The organism is Cytobacillus citreus (assembly GCF_018343665.1).
Classification (GTDB): domain Bacteria; phylum Bacillota; class Bacilli; order Bacillales; family Cytobacillaceae; genus Cytobacillus; species Cytobacillus citreus.
Window position 1 is genome coordinate 1,254,513 of record NZ_JAGYPM010000001.1, and the last position, 25,339, is coordinate 1,279,851.

Consider the following 25,339-nt stretch of genomic DNA (forward strand, 5'->3'; position numbering starts at 1 on the left):
TATAGTTATAATTACAAAATGATAATGAAAGAGGATGACAAATTTTGAAAGTAGCCCTGATCCATGCAACGACCACAGCCTTAAAGCCTATTGAAAAAGCTTTTCAGAAAACAGCTCCTGAAATTGAACTACTGCATTTTATGGATACAAATTTGCTTTCCATGATGGAAAAGTCCGAGGGATTAACCCCGGAAATTATTCGCAGATTTTCAGCATTGGTCAAACTTGCTGCTGAATCTGAAGCAAATTGCATTCAATTGACTTGTTCAGCCTTTAATAACATCACTTCGATTTTGCAGCCAATGCATGATGTTAAACTTTTTCGGTCAGATGAAGCCATGTTAGATGAAGCACTTGCCTATGAACGAATTGGCCTCATTTCCACCGTTAAAGAAACACCGGTTGCCTTAATGAGTTATTTAAGAGAAAAGAAGCCAGATTGTATCATTGAATCTCTAGTAGACCCAGGAATTATCCATCTTCTTTTTCAAGGGAGGGTCGATGAACATGACGAAAGAGTACGAAACATGATACAGCAGATGGACGAAAAAGTAGATGTAATTGTTCTTTCTCAGTATAGTATGGATCATATTGCACATCAGGTTCAGACCTCTGTTCCTATTCTTACTGCTCCACAAGCAACTGTGAATAGATGTATAGACTATTTAAAGAAAACTCGGCGATTGACGAGCCTTGGAAAGGCGAAGACAGAGGCGTAGTTGCACTTATCGCGCTCATACATGCCACGTCCTGTGGCATTCGCCCGACTAGGACATCCTTTCCGTCGTACTTAATTCCTAAAATTGGCAACTACGTCGAATCACCTTCCGCGCTGACAATTTATACGTTCTTAACGTGTAAAAAATCTTTCCTCTTGAACTGAAACAGCCGGCAGTTTTACTTAAATAAGCAAATCGGCCGGCTAATGTTTATTCACCTCTTCATTTCCTAATGCTGGGTGCCACCGAATACCTTTCCAACCCCATGAATTTTTTCAAGTACGACGATTAATATGACAGAAATGAAAATAACCACACTTGAAACGGAAGCTACTATTGGATTATAAGCATCCTGCATCGTTGAGAAAATCTCAATTGGAAGTGTTCGCATATTAGGGGAAATCATAAACAATGAAACTGTGACATTATCAAAAGATGTCAAGAATGCAAATAATCCCCCAGATATCATGGCCGGTCTGATGAGCGGCAGTGTTACCTTCCAAAAAACGATGAATGGGTTTGCTCCCAGAATAGCTGCTGCTTTCTCCAAATTGTAATCAAATCCGCTTAACCCTGTTAGTACCAAGCGAATAACATACGGGATACAAATGATCGTGTGTGCAATCAAAAATCCTGTTGATGTACCTGCAAGCATCATCGGTGTGAAATAAATAAGCAGGGCAATCCCCAATACTAGTTGTGGAACACTTAACGGCGCTGTCAAAATGGATGTAACATAATGTTTTCCTGGAATATCATATTTCGCAATCGCCAGTGCACCTAGCGTCCCAAATAAAACAGCAAAAAATGCTGCTAAGCAGGCAAATTGCAAACTATTAAAGAATGCTTCGACGAACTCTTGACGTTCTAAAATCTTTGTATACCATTGGAGAGAAAAACCTTTTGGAGGAAAACTTGGATAATTTGCACTTGTAAAAGATGCCGGAACGACAGCAATTAATGGAATTAATATATAAATGATCCCTAATACTGCAAGGACGAGTCGGAGCTTTCCAAGTGCTTTCATCATCTAAACACCTCCCTAAACTTACTTTTTTCAAATGCCCGTGTAAAGAAGAAAACTGATAAAAGAGTAATACCTAAGAGAACGTACGACAACGCAGAGCCAAACGTCCATTTCAGCAGAGTGTTAATTTGGTCGTATATTACAACTGGCATCATCGGAACATTCGCTCCTCCCATTAAAGAAGGGGTGACATAGGCACTCATGGATAAACTAAAGACGAGCACACATCCTGATACTATCCCAGGCAAACTAAGTGGAAGGGTTATCGTTAAAAAACTGCGCATCGGGCTTGCACCAAGAATAGCTCCCGCTTTCTCTAATGAAGGGTCAATATTATACAAGCTTGTCGCAATGGCTAATACCATAAAAGGTAAATAGGCGTTTGAAAGCCCGATTACGACACCAAGTTCTGAAAATAATAGATTAAGCGGCTTTTTGATTAGTCCAATATTCATTAAAAATTGATTGATTGTACCATTTGGCAATAATAATAAGTACCATCCAAAATTACGTACGACGATGCTGACCAAAAGAGGCGAAGCAATTAATAACGTTATATATCCCCTAATTTTTGGTGAGCTTTTGGCCATCGTTAACGCGATTGGATATCCGAGGATAAGTGAAACAAGCACAGAATATAAACTGATTTTTACCGTCAGCCACATTGAAGATAAGTAATAGCTATCGGTAAATAAAGTTATATAGTTTTGTAAGCTATAAACCGCATCCGCACCATTCAAATTATCAGTAGAAATAAAACTTAAATACAAAATATACAGCATAGGAACAATAAAAAATCCAAAGACAAATAAAAGGATTGGGATTAAAAGAAGAAGCCCAGCTATCCAACTTCTTCTTTTTCTTACTTTCGTCTTTCTTTGCGGTTCTCCCGTTACCTTTACTTGTTCACTTACTTCTTGATCAGCATAATTTCTGAGGGGTTCCATCCAACATACACCTCACTTCCATATTGCCAAGCTGAGTCATATGAATTGGTTAATAATTGAATCGTTTTCCCTTGTAATGAAACATCTACTTCCCATGAAGTGCCAAGGTAATTAAGCTGAATGATTTTAGCTGGCTGAAGTTCCATTGTTGGTGATGATGTTTCCCTGGTAGAGGAAATGTGAATATTCTCAGGGCGAATATATAGTTTCACCTCATCCGCAGCTCTCAATGAACGATTCTCACCAATAATATTGGCCGGATTGACATGAATAATTTCCTCACCTAACTTCAACGAAATTTTCCTACCATCGGTCTCTATAACCTCTCCTTCAAAAGAATTCGATTTACCAATGAATTGAAAGACAAATTCAGTTTCAGGATGATTGTAGATAACAGTCGGTGTGCTGATTTGTTCGATTTCCCCTGCATTCATAACAACTACCCGGTCAGACATAGATAGAGCTTCCTCTTGATCATGTGTAACAAAAATCGTTGTTACACCAATTTCTTTTTGTAAACGTTTAATTTCCGCGCGAAGTTCATGTCGCAATTTTGCATCTAGATTTGATAGCGGTTCATCAAGCAGCAGTAATTCTGGCTCAACTACAAGGGCTCTAGCGATAGCGACACGTTGCCTTTGCCCCCCCGATAATTCCCTTGGATAACGGTGTTCAAGCCCAGACATCTTAACAAGTTCAAGAACTCGATCAATTTTCTTTTTTTGTTCTGTTTTAGCCACTTTTCGCAACTTCAGACCAAAGCTAAGATTTTCAAGCACCGTCATATGTGGAAACAAGGAATAGGTTTGAAATACCATACCTAAATCACGCTTATAAGGGGGAACTTTCGTTACTTTCTTTCCCTTAATATAAACATCTCCCTGATCTGCTTCAAGAAAGCCTGCAATTAAATTCAATGTTGTTGATTTCCCACAGCCCGAGGGTCCAAGCAGTGTTAACAACTCACCCTGTTTTACTTCTAAGTCAATATCATTCAATACGACATTGGAACCAAATTGCTTTCTTGCCCCCTTTATCTCTACATCGAATGTAATTGCATTCATGGGTGTTCCCTCCATTCTTATTTCAGTAATTTACCGATTTCTGGAACTACTTCTTTCGTCCAACGATCAGACCATTCAGCACGTATTTCCGCAAATACAGCAGGATCTGGTTTAAATGTTTTATCTGTATCCTTTAGCCCAATGGATTCTTGGAATTTCTCTGGAAGCTCCAGGCCTTCAACAACTGGATAAAACCCCTGTTCTGAAATCAATGCTTGTGATTCTTTGCTGATTAGGTAGTTAATGAATTCTAGTGCCTCCTTCTCGTTAGGAGCATTTTTCACAAGGGCTCCACTAAAGGCTTGAATAGGAACTCCTTCTTTCGGTACAGCCATTTTAATTGGAACACCGGATAACGCTAAATCACCAATAACATAGCTTCCCATAACTGTTACGTCTGCAGCACCTTGCTGAATCGCTGGCATTACTTGTGTGGAATTTTTATAAAAAGTCGTTGAGTAACCGGCAAGTTCCTTTGCTTTTTCTATCCCTGGCTCCACATTATCTGTACCGCCACCGTTTGTCATCGCTAGTGCATATAATGTGTTAAAGCCCCAGTCATTCGTAATATCCACAAACGCTGTTCTTCCTTCATATTGACCTGATGGTAAGTCATTCCATGATTCAATGGGTTTCAAACCCTTTTCTTTAAACGATTCTGTATTATAAGCAGGGGCAATGACCAATCCAAATACTGGAGCACCCGCACCCTCAACTGCAACGAACTTCGAATCTACATTTTTCATATTAGGAACATTAGCTTCATCGACTTTACCTGTAAGCCCCTTGTCATTTGCGCGATGTACATCTGTTGGTACAAAAATGGCAATATCAATTTGTGGAGCATTTTTTTGTAATTCTACCTTAGATAAAATCTCCCCAGAAAGTCCTGGAACATAGTTAACCGTGATACCTGTTTCCTCTTTGAATTTCGGAGCAATGACGTCACGAATGGTTTTTTCAATAACCCCGCCATTTCCTGCTATGGTAATGGATTTTTCTCCATCCTTACTCGTATTCGTACTGGCTGTTTCTCCAGCCTTTTGTGGATTAGGTGCACCACAAGCTGATAAAACAATTAGAAAAAGGATTGAAATTAATGTAATGATCTTTTTCATTTTCACTTGCCTCCTATTTTTAGTTTTATAGATTTTGTATTTTATTGGATAATTTCTTTGAAAAATTGTGTTGCTCCGGGATGGAAATCTATTGGAATCCCTACGGTTGCTTCTGCTAAATTGATTTCCATTGCTTCTGGGTGGACATTTTGCAATTCTGGTAAGTGGTCATATAACGTTTTTACTATTTGATAAGCTTCTTGTTTTGGCAAATCTGGGTATGTAAGAAGGACATTTTTTACTGCTAATGTAGGAGTACTCTTTATACCTTCGTAAGTTTGACCGCTTATTTCATCCAGTGTGTAAAATTCAAACTCCTCATGAAGGCTTTCAGCAATTTGTTTTGGAATCGGAACAAGTGAAATTTCCATCTCTGAAGCAAGTTCCGCAATGACTGGATTCGGTAAACCGGAAGAAAAGAAAGCAACATCAATCGCTCCATTTCTTAAAGCATCCGCCGATTGTGTAAATGAAAGAGTAGATAAATCCATTTCATAGCTTGCTAGATTGGCAACCTTCAGAATTCTTTCTGACATTAGCTTTGTTCCACTCCCGACTGTTCCTATACTTACTCTTTTCCCTCGTAAATCCTCTAAAGTTTTAATATCACTTCCGGTCGTGACAATATGGATGAAATTAGAGTAAATTCCTGTAAGGGCGAGAATTTCGGATTTTTTAGTTTCCGGCAGCCCAAGGACATCCACTGTACTGAATCCTATTTCAGCCTGTTTCTGACTTACTAGTTGAGTATTCTGAATCGAAGCGTTCGTTACTTGTGTTCCCGACGGTTTTCCGTTGTACTTGCGAAATAAGTCTGCCATCGCTTGTCCCAAAGGAAAATAGACACCTGACATATCACCGGTAGCAATAACCAATGGAGGTTGACTTCTTCCTGTGAGTTCCTCTGATAGCTCTGGAACTGCTTGAACCCTGGGTGGAAATAATTCCTGCTTTATCTTTATACACCCAATCAAAAGAAATATTAAAAGGAAGAAGATTTTTAAAAGTGTCCCAGTTTTCAATGACTGTCCTCCTTTCATACAAATAATACTTGCAAATATTGTGCCAATCTTCAGATTATTGAATTTGTATGCGTTTTCACAACACTAAATACTTTCTTATAAATGAAATCGGCAAATTCTGCCGCTATTCTCAGCAAAATTTGCCGTATATCCGAATTTATTTATTATTTAGCTTTTTCAATACCATATAGTTTAATTTTATCCCGGAGACTTCTTTCAGAAATTTGTAATGTTTGGGCAGTACTTTGGCGGTGTTTTCCATAATATTTTAAAGTTCCGGAAATCACCTTTTTCTCAATTTCCTTCATTGATAGACCGATAGGAATGACAATATTTTTTTCACAATCATTAGAAATATATCCATCCCCTTTCTTTTGCTCTAGAATGTAATGTGGCAAATCCCCCTCATCAATGACTGTATTGATAGAGAGCGCGACAGAGTATTCAATAATATTTCCTAGTTCCCGAACGTTTCCCGGATAGTGATAGTCTAGTAAAAACCTGCGGGCAGCTGCAGAAAAAGATCTCTTTTCCCTGTTCATTTCTTTACAATACTTTTGCAAAAAATAATCAATCAACAGTGGCAAATCCTCTTTTCTTACTCTAAGCGGCGGTGTTTTAATAGGAATAACGTTCAATCTGAAATACAGATCCTCTCGGAAAGTCCCTTCTTGGACCATTTGTTCAAGATTTTTATTAGCAGCACATAAAATACGAACATCTAATGGGATCTTCTTATTAGAGCCTAGAGGTGTCACTTCACGTTCCTGAATGACCCGCAATAATTTCGCTTGGAGGGGGAGGGGCATCTCACTAATTTCATCAAGAAAAAGAGTTCCTCTATTTGCTGCGACCCACTTCCCTTCCTTAGACTGTGTTGCCCCTGTAAAAGCCCCCTTCTCATAACCGAACAATTCAGATTCAAGTAAGCTTTCCGGAATGGCTGCGCAATTCAAAATTTCTAATGGTCCATCCTTACGCTTCCCTGAATAATGAATCCTTTTAGCTACAAGTTCTTTCCCCGTTCCACTTTCTCCCGTAATCAAGACGCAAGAGTCGATATCTTTAATGCGGTCGATCATCGAAAATACATATTTCATAGCCTTACTATTTCCTAAGAAGTCTTTAAGGCCCTTCCTTTCCTCCAGCTCTTCATGAAGTGTTTCAAGCTTATTAGATATTTGTTTAAACTCAGAGGCCCTTAATAAAAGCAATGACAGGTTTTCGATATTAATCGGTTTTTCAATATAATAATAAGCACCCATTTTGATTGCTTCAATGGATGTTTCTATTGAAGCATAAGCGGTCATCATAATGACAGTCACTTTTGAGTCTATTTGTTTAATTCTTTGCAAAATGTCCATTCCATTGTAACGCCCAATACGAAGGTCTAGCAGAATAATATCCACTTGTTCTTTTTCAACAATGAGTATACCTTTCTCCGGATCCGTTGTGGTCATAACGAAATAATCATCTTCAAGAGCAAAGCTAAGTGAAGTACAAATTGCTTGTTCATCGTCAATAACCAGTACTCTTGGCTTCATTCTGAATCTCCTCCTTTTGGTATAAAGGCAATACAACCGTAAATGTCGTTCCTGTATTAGGAATACTGCTTACTTGAATGTCTCCATTGTTCTCTTTTATTAAATTGTAGGATAAGGTCAACCCCAATCCGACGCCTTTTCCCTTTGTTGTATAAAATGGTTCAAAGATATGGTTTAGTTCCTCTTGCTCCATCCCTTTACCGGTATCTCTAATCACAATCCTTCCCTTCTTAAAATCCTCTTTCTTCATTATGATTTTAATTTTCTTCACTTCTGTTTCTTCCACTGCCTGAATGGCATTTAATAATAGATTAAGAAGGACCTGACGAATTTGCTGAGGATCAATGTTAAAAACAAGGTCGGATTCTATGTGTTGTTCAAATTCAATCCTATTTTCATCCATAGTTACTTGAAGTATAGCTAGTAAGGATGTCAGCTCGATTGCAGTGCAGGGTTGAATATTAGGCAAGCTAGGACGAGCATAATCAATTAAATCTGTTACAATTCTATTTAGTCTGTTCACTTCCTCTGGTAAATGCTCCATAAGTACCTTTTGAAAGTTCGGTTGATCGTATTTCCTTGGAATCAGGTCTATGAAGGTTTTAATTGACGTTAACGGGTTCCGAATTTCATGAGCTACACCAGCTACTAACTGGCCAAGCGCGTGGAGCTTCTCCTGTGTAATTAGCTTTTGTTCGAGTTTCTTTTTTTCTGTTTCGTCATTCATTGAGAGCAAATAGCCTGCCTGGTTTTCAAGTGAGTTAAACATCTTATTGAGAGAATAATAGATTACCTTGCGTTCTCCATTATTAATTATTTCTAAAGAGCGATTATATTCAGCGCTTTCTTGGTGCAAAGCTTGTCCATAACGGTAATGTTCAAAAAGCTTCACAAAAATGGGGGAATGCTGGAGATTGAACTTTGTATGGGCGCGAAGCTCGAGAATTTCCAATGCCCACTTATTACAGCTCGTTATCTTAAAATCGATATCGAAAGTGACGATGCCCGTGTCTATATTATTTAATATTTGATCTTTAAATGCATGGCTATCAGCCGTTCGTTGCCGTTGCTTTTGTAAATCTTCATTTAATAGTTGGAGGTCTTTTGTATGAATATTAACAGCTTCTTTTAACCGTTGATTCCAAATATAGATGAAAATGAGGATGAGTGCACCAATCAAAAGAAATATAAATAATAAGAAGATAAAATATTCCAACCGAGCAATTTTAGCTTCGGTTTCTGGTCTAACCCATTCATCAATTAATTTACTTACCTCTCCCTTAGCATTCAATTTTGTTAGCGTTTGATTAATGATTAAAAGGAGGTCCTCATTCCCTTCCTTTACTGCAATCGCATAATCTGCCGGATTAATTACTTCATCTAGAATAAGGTAATTTTCTTCTTGACCAAACTCTTTTAAAAAGAAGGAGGCTGTAAATTTATTTCCAATAAAGACTTCAGACCGGTCATTTAGAAGCATCAATAGACCCGAGTAGTGATTTGTCACCACAGTAAGATTCGTATTCCTTAAATTTAATAAAGTGCTTAGAGCAGGAGGATTATCTTGCAGGACAATATGCATGTCTCTAATATCCTCGATACTTTTAATTTTATCACTACTTTCCATTGGGATAATTAAAGAATCCGACATCGTAAAGTAGGGTTGACTAAAATCGAATACTTTATCCTTTTCGGTGCTATATGTTACCCCTGCTATCGCATCTACTTCGCCATCTCTTAATGCCTGTTCCGCTTCATGAATCTCCATTGGTATATATTTAAAAGTAAGCCCATTTTCATCTGCGATTTTTTTCATTAATTCAATATTTATGCCAGTCAATGACCCTTGTTGATCTTTATAAGAAAAAGGAGGGAGAGCCCATTCCCCAGCGATTTTATATATTTTATCTTCAGCAATTACTAAACGTTGTGATAATGACATAAATAAAAGGAGACTAATGATAATAATTAATAGCCTGATCAGTTTTTGAATAACACTACCTCCTTTCGAGTAAAAATTCAAAAATTTTTGATAATAATATAATAATATGGAAATCTTCGTATGATAGCAACCCTCTCTTATTTATATTGTTTGCTTTTCCAAACCACTAGGAACCACTTCCATTCTCAAAGATATTTGGTACAAACAAAAAAACACACCATTTACGATGACGTGTTTTTGGCTTTAAATATTTTTTTGCAGTGTTATACGAAAGAACTTCTCGAGCAAATTTATAATATAAAGACGAATTGACAAATTATAATAACCATGATAAATTTATCTTGAATTAAAGATATTTTAATTAAAGAGATACATTTTAGCATAATAATGCTTTGTCAATAGGAAACATGATCATAAATACTTCTTAACGGAGGAAATTTCCATGAACCATTTAAAAGGAATACATCACGTAACAGCTATTACAAGCAGTGCAGAAAAGAACTACAAATTTTTCACTCATGTATTGGGTATGCGTTTAGTAAAGAAGACAGTTAACCAAGATGATATTCAAACCTACCATTTATTTTTTGCAGATGATACCGGCAGTGCTGGTACAGATATGACCTTCTTCGACTTCCCTGGGATCCCAAAAGGTGTACATGGAACGAATGAAATATCAAAAACATCTTTTCGAGTTCCTAATGATGCCTCATTAGACTATTGGGTTAAGCGTTTTGATCGATTAGAAGTAAAACATACAGGAATTAAAGTACAATTTGGTAAAAAGACTCTATCCTTCGTTGATTTTGATGATCAGCAATATCAATTGATTTCAGATGAAAATAATAAAGGTATCGCTTCAGGCACACCATGGCAAAAGGGCCCCATTCCTCTTGAATTTGCTATTACTGGATTAGGTCCGATCTTTGTTCGAATCGCTAATTTTGACTATTTTAAAGAAATGTTGGAAAAGGTGCTTCTATTTAAAGAAATTGGACAGGAAGAAGAATTCCATTTATTTGAAGTTTGGGAAGGTGGAAACGGTGCACAGATTATTGTTGAGCATAATTCGATACTTCCAACAGGAAGCCAGGGTTTTGGGACTGTTCACCATGCAGCATTTCGTGTTGAGGATCGATCTGTTTTAGAGGAATGGATCGACCGAATGGAAAGCTTTGGATTCAATACATCTGGATATGTAAACCGTCACTTTTTTGAGTCCTTATATGCAAGAGTTGCGCCACATATATTATTTGAGTTTGCAACAGATGGTCCTGGCTTTATGGGAGATGAACCATATGAAACACTTGGAGAAAAGCTATCACTTCCTCCTTTCCTTGAACCAAAGCGTGAACAAATTGAAAAGCTCGTTCGCCCGATTGATACAGTGAGAAGCACGATCCACTTTGAAAAAGAATAATTAGAAAAACTTGGCGTTCGCCAAGTCCTTTTTGGCGAATGCCTTAGTGTTTCTTATGCGATCTTATTAGCAGATATTTAATTGAACACACACTTTACTTTAGTACGTTAATTAACATGAATTTTCCTATTAGCTTAGAAAAACTTGGAGTTCGCCAAGTCCTTTTTGGCGAACTCCTTAGTTTTTCTTATGCGATCTTATTAGCAGATATTTAAATGAAAACACACTTCACTTTAGTAAGTTAATAAACTTAAACTTTCCTATTAGCTCAAAAAAGTGCCCGGACTCCCCTTTTTTCTGGGGATCAGGCACTTTTTTTATCAATTCATCACTTTCCTGCAGCTCTTTTTTATACTGAGAAGCTGGTAATATTTTCAATTATCTAATATTTTTTTGTTCATCGAGCTTGGCGCTAGAGCTTCTCACGAGGGGTGCTTGTTTACATCTTGTTTATGATACACAACTCCATTTTCGTACAAATTAGCGTCCTATTAAATATCCGTTATGATTGAATAACATTTGTCTGTGCTTCTTTGACAGTTTCCACACTATTATTACTTTTCAATTTTAATGTAATTAATGTGAAAAGGCCGATGAGCAGTAATCCTGATATAATAAACATCCCTTGAGTAAGTGCTACACTTCCAAGAATCATCGGTCCTACAAATCCGCCTAATGCTGCAAATGAATTAACTAAAGCGATGCCAACAGGTGCAGTAGACTCAGTGAAGAAAAATGTCATGTAGGCAAAGAAACATCCAGTAAATCCATATAATCCAGCGGATGTAATGGTTAACATAAGTACCATCATAAAGACGCTTTCTGAAAGGCCACATCCGATAAAGCCCAATACTGAGATAATAAAGCAAACAATTAAGTGTTGTTTGTACGCATTCGTTCGATCCGAATACCATCCGACAAATATAATAGCCGGAATACCTACTAATGAAGGAATCATGGCTAACCAGCCTATTTCTAAGTTGGTCGTGGCAGTTTCTGATAAGGATTTAATGATGGTTGGCATCCAGAATGACAAGCCATAGATACCTGTATAAACAGCAAAATATAGCACAGATAACTTCCAAACCTTTGAATCCTTCAGCATGTCTAGTTTTGAGACTTTATTTACTTTTGAACTTGCTTGCTGTTCAGCACTCAATTCGCTCTCCAGCCAATCTCTTTCTTCCTTCGATAACCATTTTGCATTTGCAGGTCTATTTGTTAAGAAGAAGATAGTAAAAACACCTAAGATAATGGCCGGGATGCCCTCAAGGATAAACATCCATCTCCACCCTGACATATTGAGCCAAAATATGTTATCCATAATCCACGTTGACAACGGTGCGCCAATTAGGCCTCCTATCGGTAATGCCAGCAGTAATACAGCTGTTGCTCGTCCTCTTTCGCGGGCTCTAAACCAATAAGTTAAATACAAAATAATTCCAGGAAAAAATCCGGCTTCAGCAATACCTAATAGAAAACGCAGGATGTATAAATGTGACGTCGTTTGCGCGAAACCAGTTAATATTACTATAATCCCCCATGAAAGCATAATCCGGGCAATCCAAATGCGCGCCCCAATTTTATGCATAATCATGTTACTTGGGACTTCAAAAAAGAAATAGCCAATAAAGAATATACCGGAAAGGAGACCAAAAACTTCAGCAGATAAAGCTAATTCTGCATTCATTTCCAAAGCAGCATAGCCTAAGTTTACCCGGTCTAAGTAAGCAACAATATAGAGAATTAGTATAGTTGGAAGAAGGCGTTTCATCGTTTTACGAATTGTACTTTTTTCTATAGCCTTAATATTCTGATTCATCAAATTTCCTCCTGACTGTTTCATCAGCTTTGTACATTTTCTAAAATAATGGCAATGCCTTGTCCGCCGCCAATACAAAGCGCGGCTAATCCATATTTAACGTTTCTTTTCCTCATTTCAAGTGCTAAAGAATAGGTGATTCTAGCACCGCTTGCGCCTACAGGATGTCCTAATGCAACAGCCCCTCCGTTCACATTCACCTTTTCCTTATCGACACCTAACTCTTTCATTACAGCAATAGATTGTGAAGCAAATGCCTCATTAAATTCGAACAAGCCAATATCCTCTAAGCTTAAACCAGCCTTTTGTAATGCTTTTTTGCTTGCTGGTACGGGGCCAATCCCCATAATGCTCGGGTCAACTCCTGCTACGCCCCATGTTACAATTTTCGCTAGCGGCTTTAAGTTATGTTCACTCACATACTCCTCAGATGCGACTAACACAGCAGCTGCACCATCATTAATGCCGCTCGCGTTCCCTGGTGTAACAGTCCCATCCTTTTTAAAAGCGGGCTTCAATTTTGCTAAACCTTCTACAGATGTACCTTCACGAATATGCTCATCCGTATCAAAAATGACTTCCTTACCTTTTCTGCCTTTTAACTTAACCGGAACAATTTCCTCTGCAAAGCGGCCGCTATCTCTTGCTGCAATGGCCTTTTCATGTGATTCCACAGAAAACTGATCCTGCTCTTCTCGGGAAATTGAATATTTTTCAGCTAAGTTTTCAGCTGTCATTCCCATTCCACAGCCAACGTAGTTATCTGTTAATGTTTCCCATAACATATCATCAACTTTTGGTGCTTTATTTGGTGAGCCGAAGCGCGTGCCTCTTAATACATGCGGCGATAAGCTCATATTTTCGGTTCCTCCAGCGACAACTACTTTTGCATCCCCAGAAGCAATGGACTGTGCGGCAGATACGATAGACTGCATGCCTGAACCGCATAATCTATTAAGTGTAAGAGCAGATGATGACTCTGCCATGCCGCTTTTTAAACCGATATGTCTGGCTAAATAAGCAGAGCTGCTGCTTGTATGAATAATATTTCCAAATATGATTTCATCTACATGAGAAGCTTGAATTCCGCTTCTTTTCAATGCCTCTTCCGTTGCTACTACACCTAAATCGATATCGTTCACATCTTTTAATGCCCCGCCAAAAGTACCAAAGGCTGTTCTTGCTCCGTTAACAATATAAGTTGCCATTCTTTTTCCTCCTCTTTTTTTATTACATGCCGCCTGCGACTTTAATATGTTCTCCTGTAATACCGCCTGCTGCATCTGATGCTAAATATGCGACGCCAGAAGCAACCTCTTCTGGTTCGATAAAACGATTCATCGCTTGCCTTGGATACATAATAGCCTCAAGCGCTTCTTTATCCGTCATTCCTTTATCTGTTAAGCTATCAAGCTGCTTAACTAGCAATTCTGTTTTCACTGGACCTGGTAAAATCGAGTTAGCCGTTATTTTATATGGCGCTCCCTCTAAAGCAGTTACACCCGTTACGCCTATCACGCCATGCTTAGCAGCAACATAGGCGACTTTTTCCTGTGTGGCCATCTTCCCATGGACAGATGAAATATTCACAATCCTGCCGTATTCTTCTTTCTTCATATGCGGAAAAACATGCTTCGTCATTAGGAATACACCTGTCAGCATGACATCAATAAGCAAGTTCCATTTTTCTAAAGGGAATGACTCTAATGGTGCACGATATTGAAGTCCGGCATTATTAACTAAAACCTCAATCGATCCCCTCTCCTTCATAATGTCTGCAATGGCTGATTGAATAACAGATTCATCCGTAACATCCAAATATATTCCTTTTGCATTTGCTCCCAGCGCATACGCGGTCTCCTCTGCAGCCCCTTTATTAAGATCAGCTACATAAACAAAGTCATTTTGTTTAATAAATTCTTTTGCAATTGCTTTACCCAAACCGCCTGCTGCACCTGTCACAATAACTGTTCTTTGCTTGTGCATCTGTTGCCCTCCATTCTTCACTTATTACTTACAAGTGTTAAATCATTCAAATACTCTAAATCAAAACCAACTTTTTCACTTAATTCTTCTATTGAAATATCTTCCATCATTTCTACGACTTTTACGCCTTCATCCGTAAATTTAAAAACAGCGTAATCGGAAACGAATAGGTCTACTTTTCGAATCCCGCTAGTTTTATATGATAATTCCTGGACTAATTTAGACGCTCCATCCTTTGCAAACAGAGTAGCTGCGACAATAACCTTTTTTGCTCCTGTCACCAAATCCATCGCTCCACCAACACCTAAAATCGGCTGATTAGGAACGGCCCAGTTGGCAATTTCACCATGAACATCCACCTGAAGTGTGCCTAAAACCGCTACGTCAATATGACCCCCTCTAATCAAAGCAAAAGAATCAGCACTATTAAAAAATGATGCGCCTTTTAAATAGGTAACCGGTTCTTTTCCTGCATTTATTAGATCAATATCTACATTTTCCTCTGCGGGAGAAGGTCCCATACCTAACAACCCATTCTCAGATTGTAAATAAACCTCCTTATTACCTAAATAGGAAGCAACCAAAGTAGGAATTCCAACTCCTAAGTTAACAATCTGTCCATCTTCTAATTCTTCAGCAATTCTCTTAGCAATAATATGTCTTTTATCTTGACTCAACATATTCACTCCCTATCTTTGAATATTTGCTTTGGATGACATAATCCACATATGCATAAGGCGTCACAACAAATTCTGGATCCAGCACACCAACTTCAACAATTTCATCAACCTCTGCAATGACTATTTTTCCAGCTGTAGCCATCATAGGGTTAAAGTTTCTAGCTGTCGTATGGTACACTAAATTTCCCATTCGATCTGCTTTAGCCGCCTTTATAATGGCGACATCACCTTTAATAGCTTTTTCAAAAATGTATCTCTCTCCATCTATTTCTCTTTCCTCTTTGCCCTTGCTTAATTCAGTACCAACAGCAGTTCTTGTGTAAAAACCTCCAATACCGGCACCGCCGCAGCGAACTGCTTCAGCTAATGTACCTTGAGGCAGCAAATCGATTTCCAGCTCGCCTTTAGACCAAGCTATAACTGCTTCTTTATTAATGGAAAAAAAGGAGCCGATTGCTTTTTTGATTTTTCCCTGCATAAATAATTTATGCAATCCTTGTCCAAGATCCCCTAAATTATTACTAACAATCGTTAAATCACGAATATCTGTTTCCAATAGTTCATCAATGATCGTCAAAGGTGTACCTGATAAGCCAAAGCCTCCTGTTAAAATTACATCACCACTCTTGAAATACTTTCTTAATTCACTAGACTCAATGACTTTATCCATAATTTCCCTCCGGTTCTTTATAAAGCGCTTTCTTTTTTGTTAAAATAAAATAAGAAATCGTTGTAATAGTTGAAATCTAAGGTAGACTTGAAAAGAATACCAACCTATCAACTAGACTACAGTCTGTTTTTAATTAGACCATAGTCTGATTTTATAAAAAATATAAATATTCTGTCAACTATTTTTGGAGGATTTTTTATGCTAGAATCAAAAAAAAAGCAGCGCCGCGGAGAAGTAACACGAGATAAAATTTTAAAAACGGCTTTAAGACTTTTTAGCGAAAAAGGTTATGACAAAGTTACAGTCGATGAAATCGTGAAAAAAACCGGCACTTCAAAAGGCTCATTTTACCAACACTTTTCGGCTAAATCGGACATATTTTTAGTGAGATTTACAGAAGTCGATAATTATTATTTAGAAGTTTTCCACTCTTTCCCGGAAGATATGGACCCATTTGAAAAACTATTTATTTTCACTCAGAAATTAATGCGTTTTCTAGAAGAAGAAATGGGTAAAGATCTTATGAAAGTCATTTATAGTTCCTCTCTAAATTCAAAAGAACACACTTACTTTTTAAATTCAAACCGTTCACTCTTTCAAATCATCTTTACACTACTTGAAGAAGCTAAGGACCAAGGATCCATTGGCACTGACCAATGTGTAGAAGTCATATCAACAATGGTCACACAAAGCCTAATGGGAATCATCTATCACTGGGGTATACACGACTCCGATCAAAGTCTGGAATCATTATCAATCCCGCTGATGAAAACAATCCTTGTGGGGCTGAAAATGAAGAACAAAAAACAAGATTAGACGCCATCCGCGAACAGAACTCTGTAGAATTGGACTCATACTGGGTGCACAATAAGAAGACCATTCTCATGTGAGAACGGTCTTCTTATTCATCTTGCGGATATTTAAAAAAGGTCTCTGATCGTTTAGTAACTATCAAAGAGACGGCTGTTGCAATAAACATGCCTCTCTTCCTCGCCGTGCGATGGAGAGCAACTGCATCAGGATAGCGTTGGTTAGACCCCATATTGGTCATGATTAATTTGTTTTTTAGTTTACATAATAATATTATTGGATATTATCGATCTAATTTATTTTCCCCAAACGGTTGAATATTTCTTTTAATATTTAACATTCTTTTCTTTCCAAATTGAATCGATTTATTTTCTAGTTTCATAATAATATTATTGGATATTATCATTTTATTTTACCTTACTCCAAACAGTTAAATTCCTTTTTATTTTTAGAACCTTCTTCATTCTGAGGTACTACCACATCGCCATCAAGTTAAGAAATTGGTTGCTCCCCAAAACGAAAAAAATGAGTTGCATTCTCATAAATAACTATAAAATAATAAAACTTTCGTTGTGAGGACACTTCAACATATTAGCTTGATGGGCATGCGGCGGAACCCGCAAACCATTCAAAAGAAAATATGTGCAAAAAACTACATTCTATGTAGAATGATACTATGTCAAGAAAATAGACACAGATTTTCTACCGCGCTATCGCTTGGTGGCCTGCACAAAAAAGTTTAAAAGAAAACCATTTTTAAACTTTTTTGTGCAGGAAAATTTTATGCCACTGTTTGAACATACATTTTCTCAAATTCATTAGGTGTGTGATAGTCAAGAGTTGAATGAATTCGCTTTGAATTATAGAAGAATTCGATATATTCAAAGATCGATTTTCTGGCTTCATTTCTTGTTCTGTATCTAGTTTGATAAACGAGTTCACGTTTAAGAATACCGTGAAAGGACTCGATACAAGCGTTGTCGTAACAGTTTCCTTTGCGGCTCATGCTGCCAATCATCTGATATTGTTTTAATAGTTTCTGATATTCAGTTGATGCATACTGGACGCCACGATCGGAGTGATGAATAAGCCCATTACCAGGCTTCTGGCGATGGTACGCCATTTTTAAAGCATTCATCACTAGCTCCTTTGTCATCGTTTTATCCATAGACCATCCGACAATTTTGCGGGAATACAAATCCATGACACTTGCCAAATAAAGCCACCCCTCATTTGTCGGGATGTACGTAATATCTGTAACCCACGACTGGTTGGGCTTGTCCGCCTTAAATTGTCTATTTAACACATTTTCACTTATTGGATGATGGTGCTTGGAATTGGTCGTAGCTTTATATTTTTTGGTTGTGCAAGATTTCCAATTATTCTTTGTCATGATGCGTGAAACTGTACGCTGGCTTACTTTTATTCCTCGCTTGTTTAGCATTTTTGTAATTTTTATGCTTCCATAGCGTTGCTTGAATTCAATGTGAGTTTTCAAGACCTGTTGAGACAGTTCCTCATGCTTTTTCTGTCGGCTACTCTTTGGTCGTTTTATCCATTTGAAATAGCCGCTTTTAGAAACTCCCAGGACTTTGCACATCTTCTCCACTCGGTATTGGGAGTGATGATGATGAATAAAATCATACTTTACCGAGGGCTTTTCGCGAAGTAGTGCATCGCCTTTTTTAAAATTTCGTTTTCCTCCTCCAGATCACGCAATTGTTTTTGTAATGCTTTTAGTTCGGCTTCTGGAGATGAAAATGTTTGTACAGCCTTTACCTCGGGCTGTTCACCATATTTCTTGACCCATCCATGTAAAGTATTTGTATTGATTCCAGTTTCTCTCGCCACTTGTGCGACTGGTTTATTGTTCTCAAGAATATACTTCACTGTTTCTTTTTTGAATGTTTCATCATAACGTTTACCAGTACCTTTGGTCATGTAGACACCCCATTATTGTTGTTTATTTTATTATAACAATCTGTGTCTACTTTTTAGTCTAGCATCAAACTTATTTCGATTAAAGTTGGTAACTCAAATATTTACATTAAGTTTATTTAATAGCATAAGTTGGTAACCATAACTTATATTATTCTTTTTAGATACAGAAACTGTATATACGAATGATTTTTTAATAAGACATTAACTAACATTATTAATTTTTTTTAATATTTCTTCCTTCAATCGATTATAAGCTTCCGTCTTTAATCCTGCTTTTTTTGCAACTTTCCATGCTTTTAATATCTCATTACTTCTCACTAATTCTGCGATACTTAAATCAATTCTACGAATTTGAAATTGTTCTATATTCTCTACAACTTTTTCTAATTCTTTTTCCGTTTTTGGTAATTTATCTAGCTGGTTTTCTATTAAAGACAAAGCCCCTATTTGCCTTCCTATTTCCGTTTTAGATATCCTTACTCGTTTTATTGGTTTCAACTTATTCACTATGTCTCTTACCTTTTCTGCTATTTCCTCATCTCTTTGTACCCAGTTGACACGATTATTACTATAAGAATTACCTTTATTAATTGGTCTAGTTTGCATTAACCAATCTCTATCATGTTTATATAGCCAGTTGTACACTGTCTTTCTTTGTTGAGATGTATCTTCCCCTTTTAAGGACAACCATTCATTTCTCTTTACTTTTATTTGTTGTAATTTGTTAGGTTTTTGACTATTTTCATTGGTCACCTGAGATGAAACATTAACCTTTCGCTTGACAGTTTGTGGGTCCACACCTAATTGTCTTGCTTTCTCTCTTAAGGACAGATTTTTATTGTCCCATAACTCACAAAGTTTAGTCTCCCAAACACTACCGAAATTCTTGATTCTCCCAATTTTCATTTGATCTATTTCAGAACTATCTGGACCTCTACGTGAGTAAACAAATCCACAGCTGCAAGTAAAAGTTCCAACAGGTTTACCAGTATTATGGCATCTTGTTATTTCACATAAAGGAATTACTTTTTCCCCGAAATGCTCTGCTGTTTTATTTAAACAAGGCCATGGGCCATTACCAAATGGGTGAGGAATTGAAATCATTAAATTACTTCCTTTAATTGTAGAATCTATTTTCATACCAAAGAAAATATGTAATAAAATATGTTTAAGAGGATGAATTACATCTCCAGAATTTCGTAATACCTTATGTAACCATGTTTCATGATTATCTCTTTCCACTTGACTTCCTATCGAAGCTAATAAATCATTCCTAAAATAGTTGTTAAAACTAGAGATAAGATTATTAAACTTAATTCTTCCTTTAGCCGACAACATATTTAATTTTTGTAACTCATATAAATAGCTATATCTGATATGTTCTAATTTTACAGACCTTTTAGGTTTCATATTTAAGAGTTCTCCGCAATAAGCAAACTCAAATGGTTTTCAACAAATCCCCCCATAAAACTTACATCTTCCAAGATTGTATCTAAAGGAATAAATTCATGCTTATTTCTTCTTTGAGCATAAAGAACATTGGATTCCCAGAGCTGATTTTTATGCTTGTAACATACAGTTACCCCAGGTAGTTGATGTACACGATGCCAATAGGCTAAACCATACTGATATCGATCATTTCTGGCACAAGATATACAGTACTTTAAGTATCGATGAGACTTAACACTATTAGCTGTTAAGCCTAGTTTCATATGAACCGAGCTGCCTTTATTAAAGTACATTTCAAATAGAATATTTTCTAAACGCTCCTGAGGAATAAAATGGCTATAGTATAGCAGTAAAGTGTGTTTTTGAACTAGTTTTTCTTTACTAATAGCATTGCCAGGGATACGTTTACTTAATATATCAAGATGACATGGTAGATCAGTTACAGAACACACCGACTTCACACTCGAATAAATCTCTCATGGTTTTTTTAAAATTTTCATTACCTGAATAAGTATGATATCTAGCAAATGCACTATACAGCAATTCGTCTGGATAAAGAGGGGGGAAAAAATGCATATTTTTTTAAATCTCCTCAAGACCTATTAATTAGAGCGATTTGAACCTCTATCCATTGTATAACCATAATCGAACACTTTTTATACGATTTAAACCTATTTTGAATTAATTTTAATGATAACGTTTTATACCTAGACTCTTTGAACCAATCAACTACTTTTGGAAAATTTCTAACAAAATATTGATCATCTGTTTCTATACTTTGCTCAATTAATTGTATCGTCCTTGGTAAGAAGGCACTGTAGGAATAGCACCTGCTTTGAACATAACCTGGAAGCATTTTATAAATAGTACTTTTATTAATTTTTGATTCAGGGGGATTTTCCCATAAAGGAGCTACCACCTTAGAATCATTGCGGCCATTAAGCCAAGAATAGAATAAATTAAGCGGGCTAAACCCTTAACGTGGTTAAAACCGGCTATTTTGTTATATGATAAAAGTTGTTTAATTTTGAAGCCGTAAATACGCATTACACCGTCCACAAATATTGACGGTGTAAAAATAATGTTGTTTAATTTTTGGTGTAATTCCTGAATCATACTTCAATGATGTAATAATAAAGTTGTTTAATATTCGTTCTGTTAATATATAGAAACGATTCATCCAATTATTTCACTTTCTCAAGTCTATAATTATTTATTCTATAAACTTCATCGCAGAGAAGGTTGATGTCGTCTTGATTGTGACTTGTAAGTATGATAGTTCTACCTTCTTCTCTAAACCCTTGAAGCAACTGGCGAATATTCCCAACGCTATCTATATCAAGTGCGTTAAAAGGTTCATCTAAAATTAGAGTTTGTTGATCTTCCATAATTGCTTGAGCAATTGCAAGCTTTTGTTTCATTCCAAGAGAATAATTTTTTACTTTTTGTTTTGCTTCTGGTTGTAATCCTACCATTTCCATTGTCTGCTTTATTTTGTCATTACTAATTTTGTTTTCAATCATTGCAAGTGCTTTTAAATTCTCAAAACCTGTTTTTCCAGCAATGTATCCAGGTCGGTCAATTATAATTCCAAAACTATTTGGAAATCGTTTATTTGTTCCTAACTCTTCCCCATCTACAATTATTTTTCCGGATTCAGGAAAAATAAATCCACATATTAACTTGAACAATACCGACTTACCAGAACCGTTGTGACCAATAATACCGTATATTTTACCTTTTTCTACCGTAAAATTCAGATTTTCAAATATAGTTATTCCTTTAAACGACTTACTAACATGATTAATCTCTATAAACGACAAATTTTCCACTTCCTTTTTATAAATCTATATCTTTTTTATTAAAGATATATAAAATAACTATAATTTCCACGATAATCCATATGGATAAAACAAGACTTATATAATAAGTTGAGTGGCCATTTAGTATATACCCCATACTGTTTAATCCATAAGGCATAATTAATTTCGCATTCAGACCTGGAAACATAAAAATTGAAAGTATACTTATACCGACTAAACTATAAAATGTTTCTTTGCACAGCCAAGCAATGATAAATACAAATAACGTGTAGAATAGCAATTGTAGATAACCGTTAACAAAAAAGTGAAACAACGTTTCATATATTGTAATAGTGTCCTTTATAGAAATATAGAAACTTAAAGAAGAACCTGTTAAGAAAGATAGAATTAATGAAAATAATGAAAGTGATAATAAATAGAGCCCAATGTAGATAATTATTTTTTTATACCAGCTCCAGAACCACTTATTTACCGAATGATAGCGTAAAAGTTTATAGTATCCAATTTCTCTTAATTCTCTTTGTAAGTACAATTGAATTAAATATATAAATCCCACATAAATAATAAAATAGGAAAAAAAAGCTTTTAGATTAAAACCGTTTAATGAACCACCTAAAAAAATTATAATAAATTTATCCCAAACATTCTTAGATGATGCCTCTTGAGTGCCTGACCATAAAACTATTAAGGTAATAACCAAAAATAGAATATATATCCAGATTGGAGATTTTTTAAAAACATTTTGATTTAAATCAATTTTACCTAAAATCCAAATATGGATGAGTAGTATGCCCACTACAATAATTATAGGCCCCCATATATTTCCAAACCCTATTGCTCCCCAATGCAATAGTAAATAGTTAGACAAATCAAAGAAAAAAGCACTATCGGGCAAAATTCTGAATGATGCAACACCATATAACCATAATAGAATAGCTATAGATATTACAATCCCTTTTCTTTTTGACATAACATAAATTAGCGATAGGCTAAAGTGAATACAGATTAAACTTAGTGTAAATAAAATAAATTGTAAGAATATCCCCAAAGAGGGCATACTTATAAACTTTTCTAGTATCTGTGATTCGCTTAATGATTCATTTAGTTCACTAAACGGACTCCATCCGCTAAATGGAGGAGCACCAATCATTAAAATCACTATGACTGAGATCCAGACAACAACTAATACCGCAAAAGTTTTGAAAAACTTGTTTAAGGTTTGATAAACCCACTTTCGATAGGATCCTAATCTAATTAAAATAATATATTCAAAATCAGATATAATAATAGAGACTGATCGATATATTAAAATTGGCAATATAACATATATAATTAGATAAATGTTACTTAGGAAATTAAAAACTAAATCCCACTTATTTATTAACAATTCAGTCTGAGTCGAAAAATAAAATAATTGTTCTTTACTTCTCGAACCAAACACATATAAAGCCATCCCTAATATTATCCACCTAAACTTAAAAGCTTCATCTATAAAACTCTTAAAATTACTTCTTAATATACTACTCATAGCGTTTATTCATATTCTCCTTTAAATACAAACCTAATATGATAACGGCAATGCATAATATTGTAAACGGAACAAATACTGTCCATAAAGGTTGTTGCGATATACTAAATGGAAAAATTGTGTTGGATGGTGAAAATTTGTCAAAACCTAGCGCTTGTGTAATAAAATTAGCGAGTAAGTAATACATAAAAGGAATTGAAAGTGCTATAAAAGATTTTTCTAATATCATAAGAGCCAATAAAGCAATCGTCGCATACATCATTCCGTTAAGTCCCACCCAAAGCGAATAAATTATTCCGTATGGTAAAGTTCCAAGAAAGAGGAGCTGCTCAAATGTTGTATATGGAATAGGATTGCCTTCTGTAGGATACAACTTTACTATACCAAGATATGGTTCGATATACATAGAAAAGACAAAAGGAATGAATGTAATTAAAAATGCTATAGAAAAAGATAGAACAGCATTAGTTAATAACTTACTAAATAAGTAAGTAGATAAAGGAATACGAATACGAGTGTATTGAATAAAATAGTTTTTTTGTTCTCCAACAAAATGAATTGTATTTACAAGGACCATTATTATAGGGAAAAGCAATGGAATAAAATTAGAATTTAACCGCAGGAAAAGGTCCAAATGTCTATAAAATACGTAATTGTCTTTAATTAATAAAAATTGAATAGTTGGTATTACCAATATTAATAACATCCAAATAGTAAACTGCCGCCAGGTTGCTACCCTTTTAAATTCAGCTTTAAGTTGATGTCCTAACATTTTAAAATCTCCTGTCTTATTAACAATATTTCCATTTTGACTTTAAACAAGAATCAGTCAAATAAATTTGACTGATTCTTGTTATCAGAAAAAATTAATTACTTCTCCACTCTCCCTTTACCCTCGCATCAACTGTTTGATTCCAATCGGAGTCGAATTCTACTCTAGTTGGATTACCTGATTTGATGGTATTAGGTAATTTGAAAGGACCGCCAACAGTTGAAAGACGTACCCAAGCTCCGGTTCCTCCACTGTGTGAATGTGCCCTAGCATCCATTGGTTTACCAAGTATACTGACTTTTAGATCAGCAGATGCATTACTTGTAGATTTTGTTTGCTGAGGAGAAAATCCACTGCTATTAAACCCAGGCACGATTACATCATATCCTGAATACGTTGTTCCAGCCTGAGCCATACTTCCTGTAGTCACAAGCCCTGCTGCTAATGCCATTACTGCAAGTTTCTTTTTCATTTACAACATCTCCTTGTAATTTGTTTGGTAGATACTGTAAGTATCTCACACTATTATTCTCACATAAATTCTATTAAACTTCACCGTAAATAAAATTGCGGTTTACCGAAGCCCTATTAGTGGTAATAGGTAAATATTTACGAGATACTACGTATCCGCGCAGACTACTATACAAACAACTCTAAGGTAAGCCCGAATTATAAAAAATAAGCGCACCTTACCGGTACGCAACACAAATAGCCGTTTATCCCGATTTTTTCAATCGAATATACGGCTTATTTAATTTATTTGCTACATTCAGCCTGGATCATTTTTGACCAGGGCATGTATTGATCTAAAATTTCAGGGTTTTGATGGATCCCGAGATTCGGAAGATCCTTTAAAAGTTTCTTTATGTATTCGTAGAAATCAATCCCGTTACTTTTGGCTGTTTCTGCGATACTCAAACAAATGGCATTTGCTTTTGCGCCGGCTTCGCTGACCGAAAAAAGCCAGTTTTTTCTTTTATGTTCTTGAAAACATAAAAGAATTTATGTTCAGTCGATTATAAAAATATAAGTAGCATAAGCATTGCTTACGCTAC

The 25,339-nt window shown here is 36.0% G+C and carries 22 protein-coding genes and 1 pseudogene; 3 read left to right on the top strand and 20 right to left on the bottom strand.

Annotation, left to right across the window (positions count from 1 at the left end; all coding sequences use genetic code 11):
* The first annotated feature begins 44 nt into the window (after positions 1-44).
* Positions 45-719, top strand: a complete 675-nt coding sequence (locus tag KHA94_RS06150) for a hypothetical protein (protein WP_213101189.1) — start codon at positions 45-47, stop codon at positions 717-719.
* A 229-nt stretch (positions 720-948) separates the two neighbouring features.
* On the opposite strand, the gene KHA94_RS06155 is transcribed toward KHA94_RS06150, so the two are convergent.
* The 7 genes from KHA94_RS06155 to KHA94_RS06185 all read right to left on the bottom strand — a co-directional run bounded on the left by KHA94_RS06155 (position 949) and on the right by KHA94_RS06185 (position 9,383).
* The gene (locus KHA94_RS06155) at positions 949-1,746 is read right to left on the bottom strand and encodes an ABC transporter permease (protein WP_213101327.1); all 798 of its coding nucleotides are present in this window, start codon (positions 1,744-1,746) and stop codon (positions 949-951) included.
* Positions 1,746-2,693, bottom strand: a complete 948-nt coding sequence (locus KHA94_RS06160) for an ABC transporter permease (protein WP_213101190.1) — start codon at positions 2,691-2,693, stop codon at positions 1,746-1,748. Before KHA94_RS06160 ends, KHA94_RS06155 begins: the two co-directional genes overlap by 1 nt.
* Complete coding sequence (locus tag KHA94_RS06165) at positions 2,657-3,757, bottom strand: ABC transporter ATP-binding protein (RefSeq protein WP_213101191.1); 1,101 nt, start codon at positions 3,755-3,757, stop codon at positions 2,657-2,659. The genes KHA94_RS06160 and KHA94_RS06165 overlap by 37 nt, the downstream gene beginning before the upstream one ends.
* Positions 3,758-3,774: 17 nt before the next feature.
* Entirely contained in the window at positions 3,775-4,875 is a 1,101-nt protein-coding gene (locus KHA94_RS06170; protein ID WP_213101192.1) for an ABC transporter substrate-binding protein, read from the bottom strand.
* A 41-nt stretch (positions 4,876-4,916) separates the two neighbouring features.
* On the bottom strand, positions 4,917-5,897 hold the full coding sequence (locus tag KHA94_RS06175) for a TAXI family TRAP transporter solute-binding subunit (protein ID WP_213101193.1): 981 nt from the start codon (positions 5,895-5,897) through the stop codon (positions 4,917-4,919).
* Positions 5,898-6,061: 164 nt separating this feature from the next.
* Entirely contained in the window at positions 6,062-7,441 is a 1,380-nt protein-coding gene (locus KHA94_RS06180) for a sigma-54-dependent transcriptional regulator (protein WP_213101194.1), read from the bottom strand.
* On the bottom strand, positions 7,416-9,383 hold the full coding sequence (locus KHA94_RS06185) for a transporter substrate-binding domain-containing protein (RefSeq protein WP_213101195.1): 1,968 nt from the start codon (positions 9,381-9,383) through the stop codon (positions 7,416-7,418). The genes KHA94_RS06180 and KHA94_RS06185 overlap by 26 nt, the downstream gene beginning before the upstream one ends.
* A 442-nt stretch (positions 9,384-9,825) precedes the next feature.
* Between KHA94_RS06185 and KHA94_RS06190 the strand changes: the two genes are divergently transcribed.
* Complete coding sequence (locus KHA94_RS06190) at positions 9,826-10,803, top strand: ring-cleaving dioxygenase (RefSeq protein WP_213101196.1); 978 nt, start codon at positions 9,826-9,828, stop codon at positions 10,801-10,803.
* A gap of 502 nt (positions 10,804-11,305) precedes the next feature.
* Here KHA94_RS06190 and KHA94_RS06195 read toward each other — a convergent pair.
* The 5 genes from KHA94_RS06195 to KHA94_RS06215 are packed head-to-tail and all read right to left on the bottom strand — an operon-like array spanning position 11,306 to position 15,961.
* Entirely contained in the window at positions 11,306-12,625 is a 1,320-nt protein-coding gene (locus KHA94_RS06195) for an MFS transporter (RefSeq protein WP_213101197.1), read from the bottom strand.
* Between the two features lie 23 nt (positions 12,626-12,648).
* Positions 12,649-13,833, bottom strand: coding sequence for an acetyl-CoA C-acetyltransferase (locus KHA94_RS06200; RefSeq protein ID WP_213101198.1), 1,185 nt, complete (start codon positions 13,831-13,833; stop codon positions 12,649-12,651).
* 22 nt (positions 13,834-13,855) lie between these two features.
* Positions 13,856-14,611 (bottom strand): 3-hydroxybutyrate dehydrogenase, encoded by a 756-nt coding sequence (locus KHA94_RS06205; protein ID WP_213101199.1) that lies wholly within the window; start codon positions 14,609-14,611, stop codon positions 13,856-13,858.
* A 17-nt stretch (positions 14,612-14,628) separates the two neighbouring features.
* On the bottom strand, positions 14,629-15,291 hold the full coding sequence (locus KHA94_RS06210; RefSeq protein WP_213101200.1) for a 3-oxoacid CoA-transferase subunit B: 663 nt from the start codon (positions 15,289-15,291) through the stop codon (positions 14,629-14,631).
* Entirely contained in the window at positions 15,275-15,961 is a 687-nt protein-coding gene (locus tag KHA94_RS06215) for a CoA transferase subunit A (protein ID WP_213101201.1), read from the bottom strand. The genes KHA94_RS06210 and KHA94_RS06215 overlap by 17 nt, the downstream gene beginning before the upstream one ends.
* 198 nt (positions 15,962-16,159) lie before the next feature.
* Here KHA94_RS06215 and KHA94_RS06220 point away from each other — a divergent pair, with 198 nt between their 5' ends.
* Complete coding sequence (locus KHA94_RS06220) at positions 16,160-16,777, top strand: TetR/AcrR family transcriptional regulator (RefSeq protein WP_213101202.1); 618 nt, start codon at positions 16,160-16,162, stop codon at positions 16,775-16,777.
* A gap of 775 nt (positions 16,778-17,552) precedes the next feature.
* Here the strand turns inward: KHA94_RS06220 and KHA94_RS06225 are convergent.
* From KHA94_RS06225 to KHA94_RS06260, 8 genes and pseudogenes are all read right to left on the bottom strand, one after another.
* Positions 17,553-18,712, bottom strand: a protein-coding gene (locus KHA94_RS06225; RefSeq protein WP_249365325.1) for an IS3 family transposase whose coding sequence is annotated in 2 segments (ribosomal slippage) — positions 17,553-18,451 and positions 18,451-18,712 — 1,161 coding nt in all. Because the reading frame shifts where the segments join, the coding sequence is not laid out codon by codon here.
* A gap of 201 nt (positions 18,713-18,913) precedes the next feature.
* Positions 18,914-20,122: a TnsD family Tn7-like transposition protein gene (locus KHA94_RS06230; protein WP_213101203.1), complete on the bottom strand. Its 1,209-nt coding sequence runs from the start codon at positions 20,120-20,122 to the stop codon at positions 18,914-18,916.
* Positions 20,123-20,124: 2 nt separating this feature from the next.
* Positions 20,125-20,613 carry a TniQ family protein gene (locus tag KHA94_RS06235; RefSeq protein ID WP_213101204.1) on the bottom strand — a complete coding sequence of 163 codons (489 nt, stop codon included), beginning with the start codon at positions 20,611-20,613 and terminating at the stop codon, positions 20,125-20,127.
* Between the two features lie 732 nt (positions 20,614-21,345).
* The gene (locus KHA94_RS06240; protein WP_213101205.1) at positions 21,346-21,984 is read right to left on the bottom strand and encodes an ABC transporter ATP-binding protein; all 639 of its coding nucleotides are present in this window, start codon (positions 21,982-21,984) and stop codon (positions 21,346-21,348) included.
* 16 nt (positions 21,985-22,000) lie between these two features.
* On the bottom strand, positions 22,001-23,437 hold the full coding sequence (locus KHA94_RS06245) for a permease (RefSeq protein ID WP_249365326.1): 1,437 nt from the start codon (positions 23,435-23,437) through the stop codon (positions 22,001-22,003).
* A gap of 67 nt (positions 23,438-23,504) precedes the next feature.
* Entirely contained in the window at positions 23,505-24,284 is a 780-nt protein-coding gene (locus KHA94_RS06250; RefSeq protein ID WP_213101207.1) for an ABC transporter permease, read from the bottom strand.
* Between the two features lie 94 nt (positions 24,285-24,378).
* Entirely contained in the window at positions 24,379-24,756 is a 378-nt protein-coding gene (locus KHA94_RS06255) for a hypothetical protein (RefSeq protein ID WP_213101208.1), read from the bottom strand.
* Between the two features lie 284 nt (positions 24,757-25,040).
* A pseudogene (locus KHA94_RS06260) lies at positions 25,041-25,259 on the bottom strand (transposase domain-containing protein); the annotation flags it as partial.
* Positions 25,260-25,339 lie beyond the last annotated feature (80 nt).

Coding starts and splice junctions, on each gene's coding strand:
- KHA94_RS06155 (WP_213101327.1), bottom strand. CDS start 1,746: ATGAAAGCACTTGGAAAGCTCCGACTCGTCCTTGCAGTATTAGGGATC.
- KHA94_RS06160 (WP_213101190.1), bottom strand. CDS start 2,693: ATGGAACCCCTCAGAAATTATGCTGATCAAGAAGTAAGTGAACAAGTA.
- KHA94_RS06165 (WP_213101191.1), bottom strand. CDS start 3,757: ATGAATGCAATTACATTCGATGTAGAGATAAAGGGGGCAAGAAAGCAA.
- KHA94_RS06170 (WP_213101192.1), bottom strand. CDS start 4,875: ATGAAAAAGATCATTACATTAATTTCAATCCTTTTTCTAATTGTTTTA.
- KHA94_RS06180 (WP_213101194.1), bottom strand. CDS start 7,441: ATGAAGCCAAGAGTACTGGTTATTGACGATGAACAAGCAATTTGTACT.
- KHA94_RS06185 (WP_213101195.1), bottom strand. CDS start 9,383: ATGTCATTATCACAACGTTTAGTAATTGCTGAAGATAAAATATATAAA.
- KHA94_RS06190 (WP_213101196.1), top strand. CDS start 9,826: ATGAACCATTTAAAAGGAATACATCACGTAACAGCTATTACAAGCAGT.
- KHA94_RS06195 (WP_213101197.1), bottom strand. CDS start 12,625: ATGAATCAGAATATTAAGGCTATAGAAAAAAGTACAATTCGTAAAACG.
- KHA94_RS06200 (WP_213101198.1), bottom strand. CDS start 13,833: ATGGCAACTTATATTGTTAACGGAGCAAGAACAGCCTTTGGTACTTTT.
- KHA94_RS06205 (WP_213101199.1), bottom strand. CDS start 14,611: ATGCACAAGCAAAGAACAGTTATTGTGACAGGTGCAGCAGGCGGTTTG.
- KHA94_RS06210 (WP_213101200.1), bottom strand. CDS start 15,291: ATGTTGAGTCAAGATAAAAGACATATTATTGCTAAGAGAATTGCTGAA.
- KHA94_RS06215 (WP_213101201.1), bottom strand. CDS start 15,961: ATGGATAAAGTCATTGAGTCTAGTGAATTAAGAAAGTATTTCAAGAGT.
- KHA94_RS06220 (WP_213101202.1), top strand. CDS start 16,160: ATGCTAGAATCAAAAAAAAAGCAGCGCCGCGGAGAAGTAACACGAGAT.
- KHA94_RS06230 (WP_213101203.1), bottom strand. CDS start 20,122: ATGAAACCTAAAAGGTCTGTAAAATTAGAACATATCAGATATAGCTAT.
- KHA94_RS06245 (WP_249365326.1), bottom strand. CDS start 23,437: ATGGCTTTATATGTGTTTGGTTCGAGAAGTAAAGAACAATTATTTTAT.
- KHA94_RS06250 (WP_213101207.1), bottom strand. CDS start 24,284: ATGTTAGGACATCAACTTAAAGCTGAATTTAAAAGGGTAGCAACCTGG.
- KHA94_RS06255 (WP_213101208.1), bottom strand. CDS start 24,756: ATGAAAAAGAAACTTGCAGTAATGGCATTAGCAGCAGGGCTTGTGACT.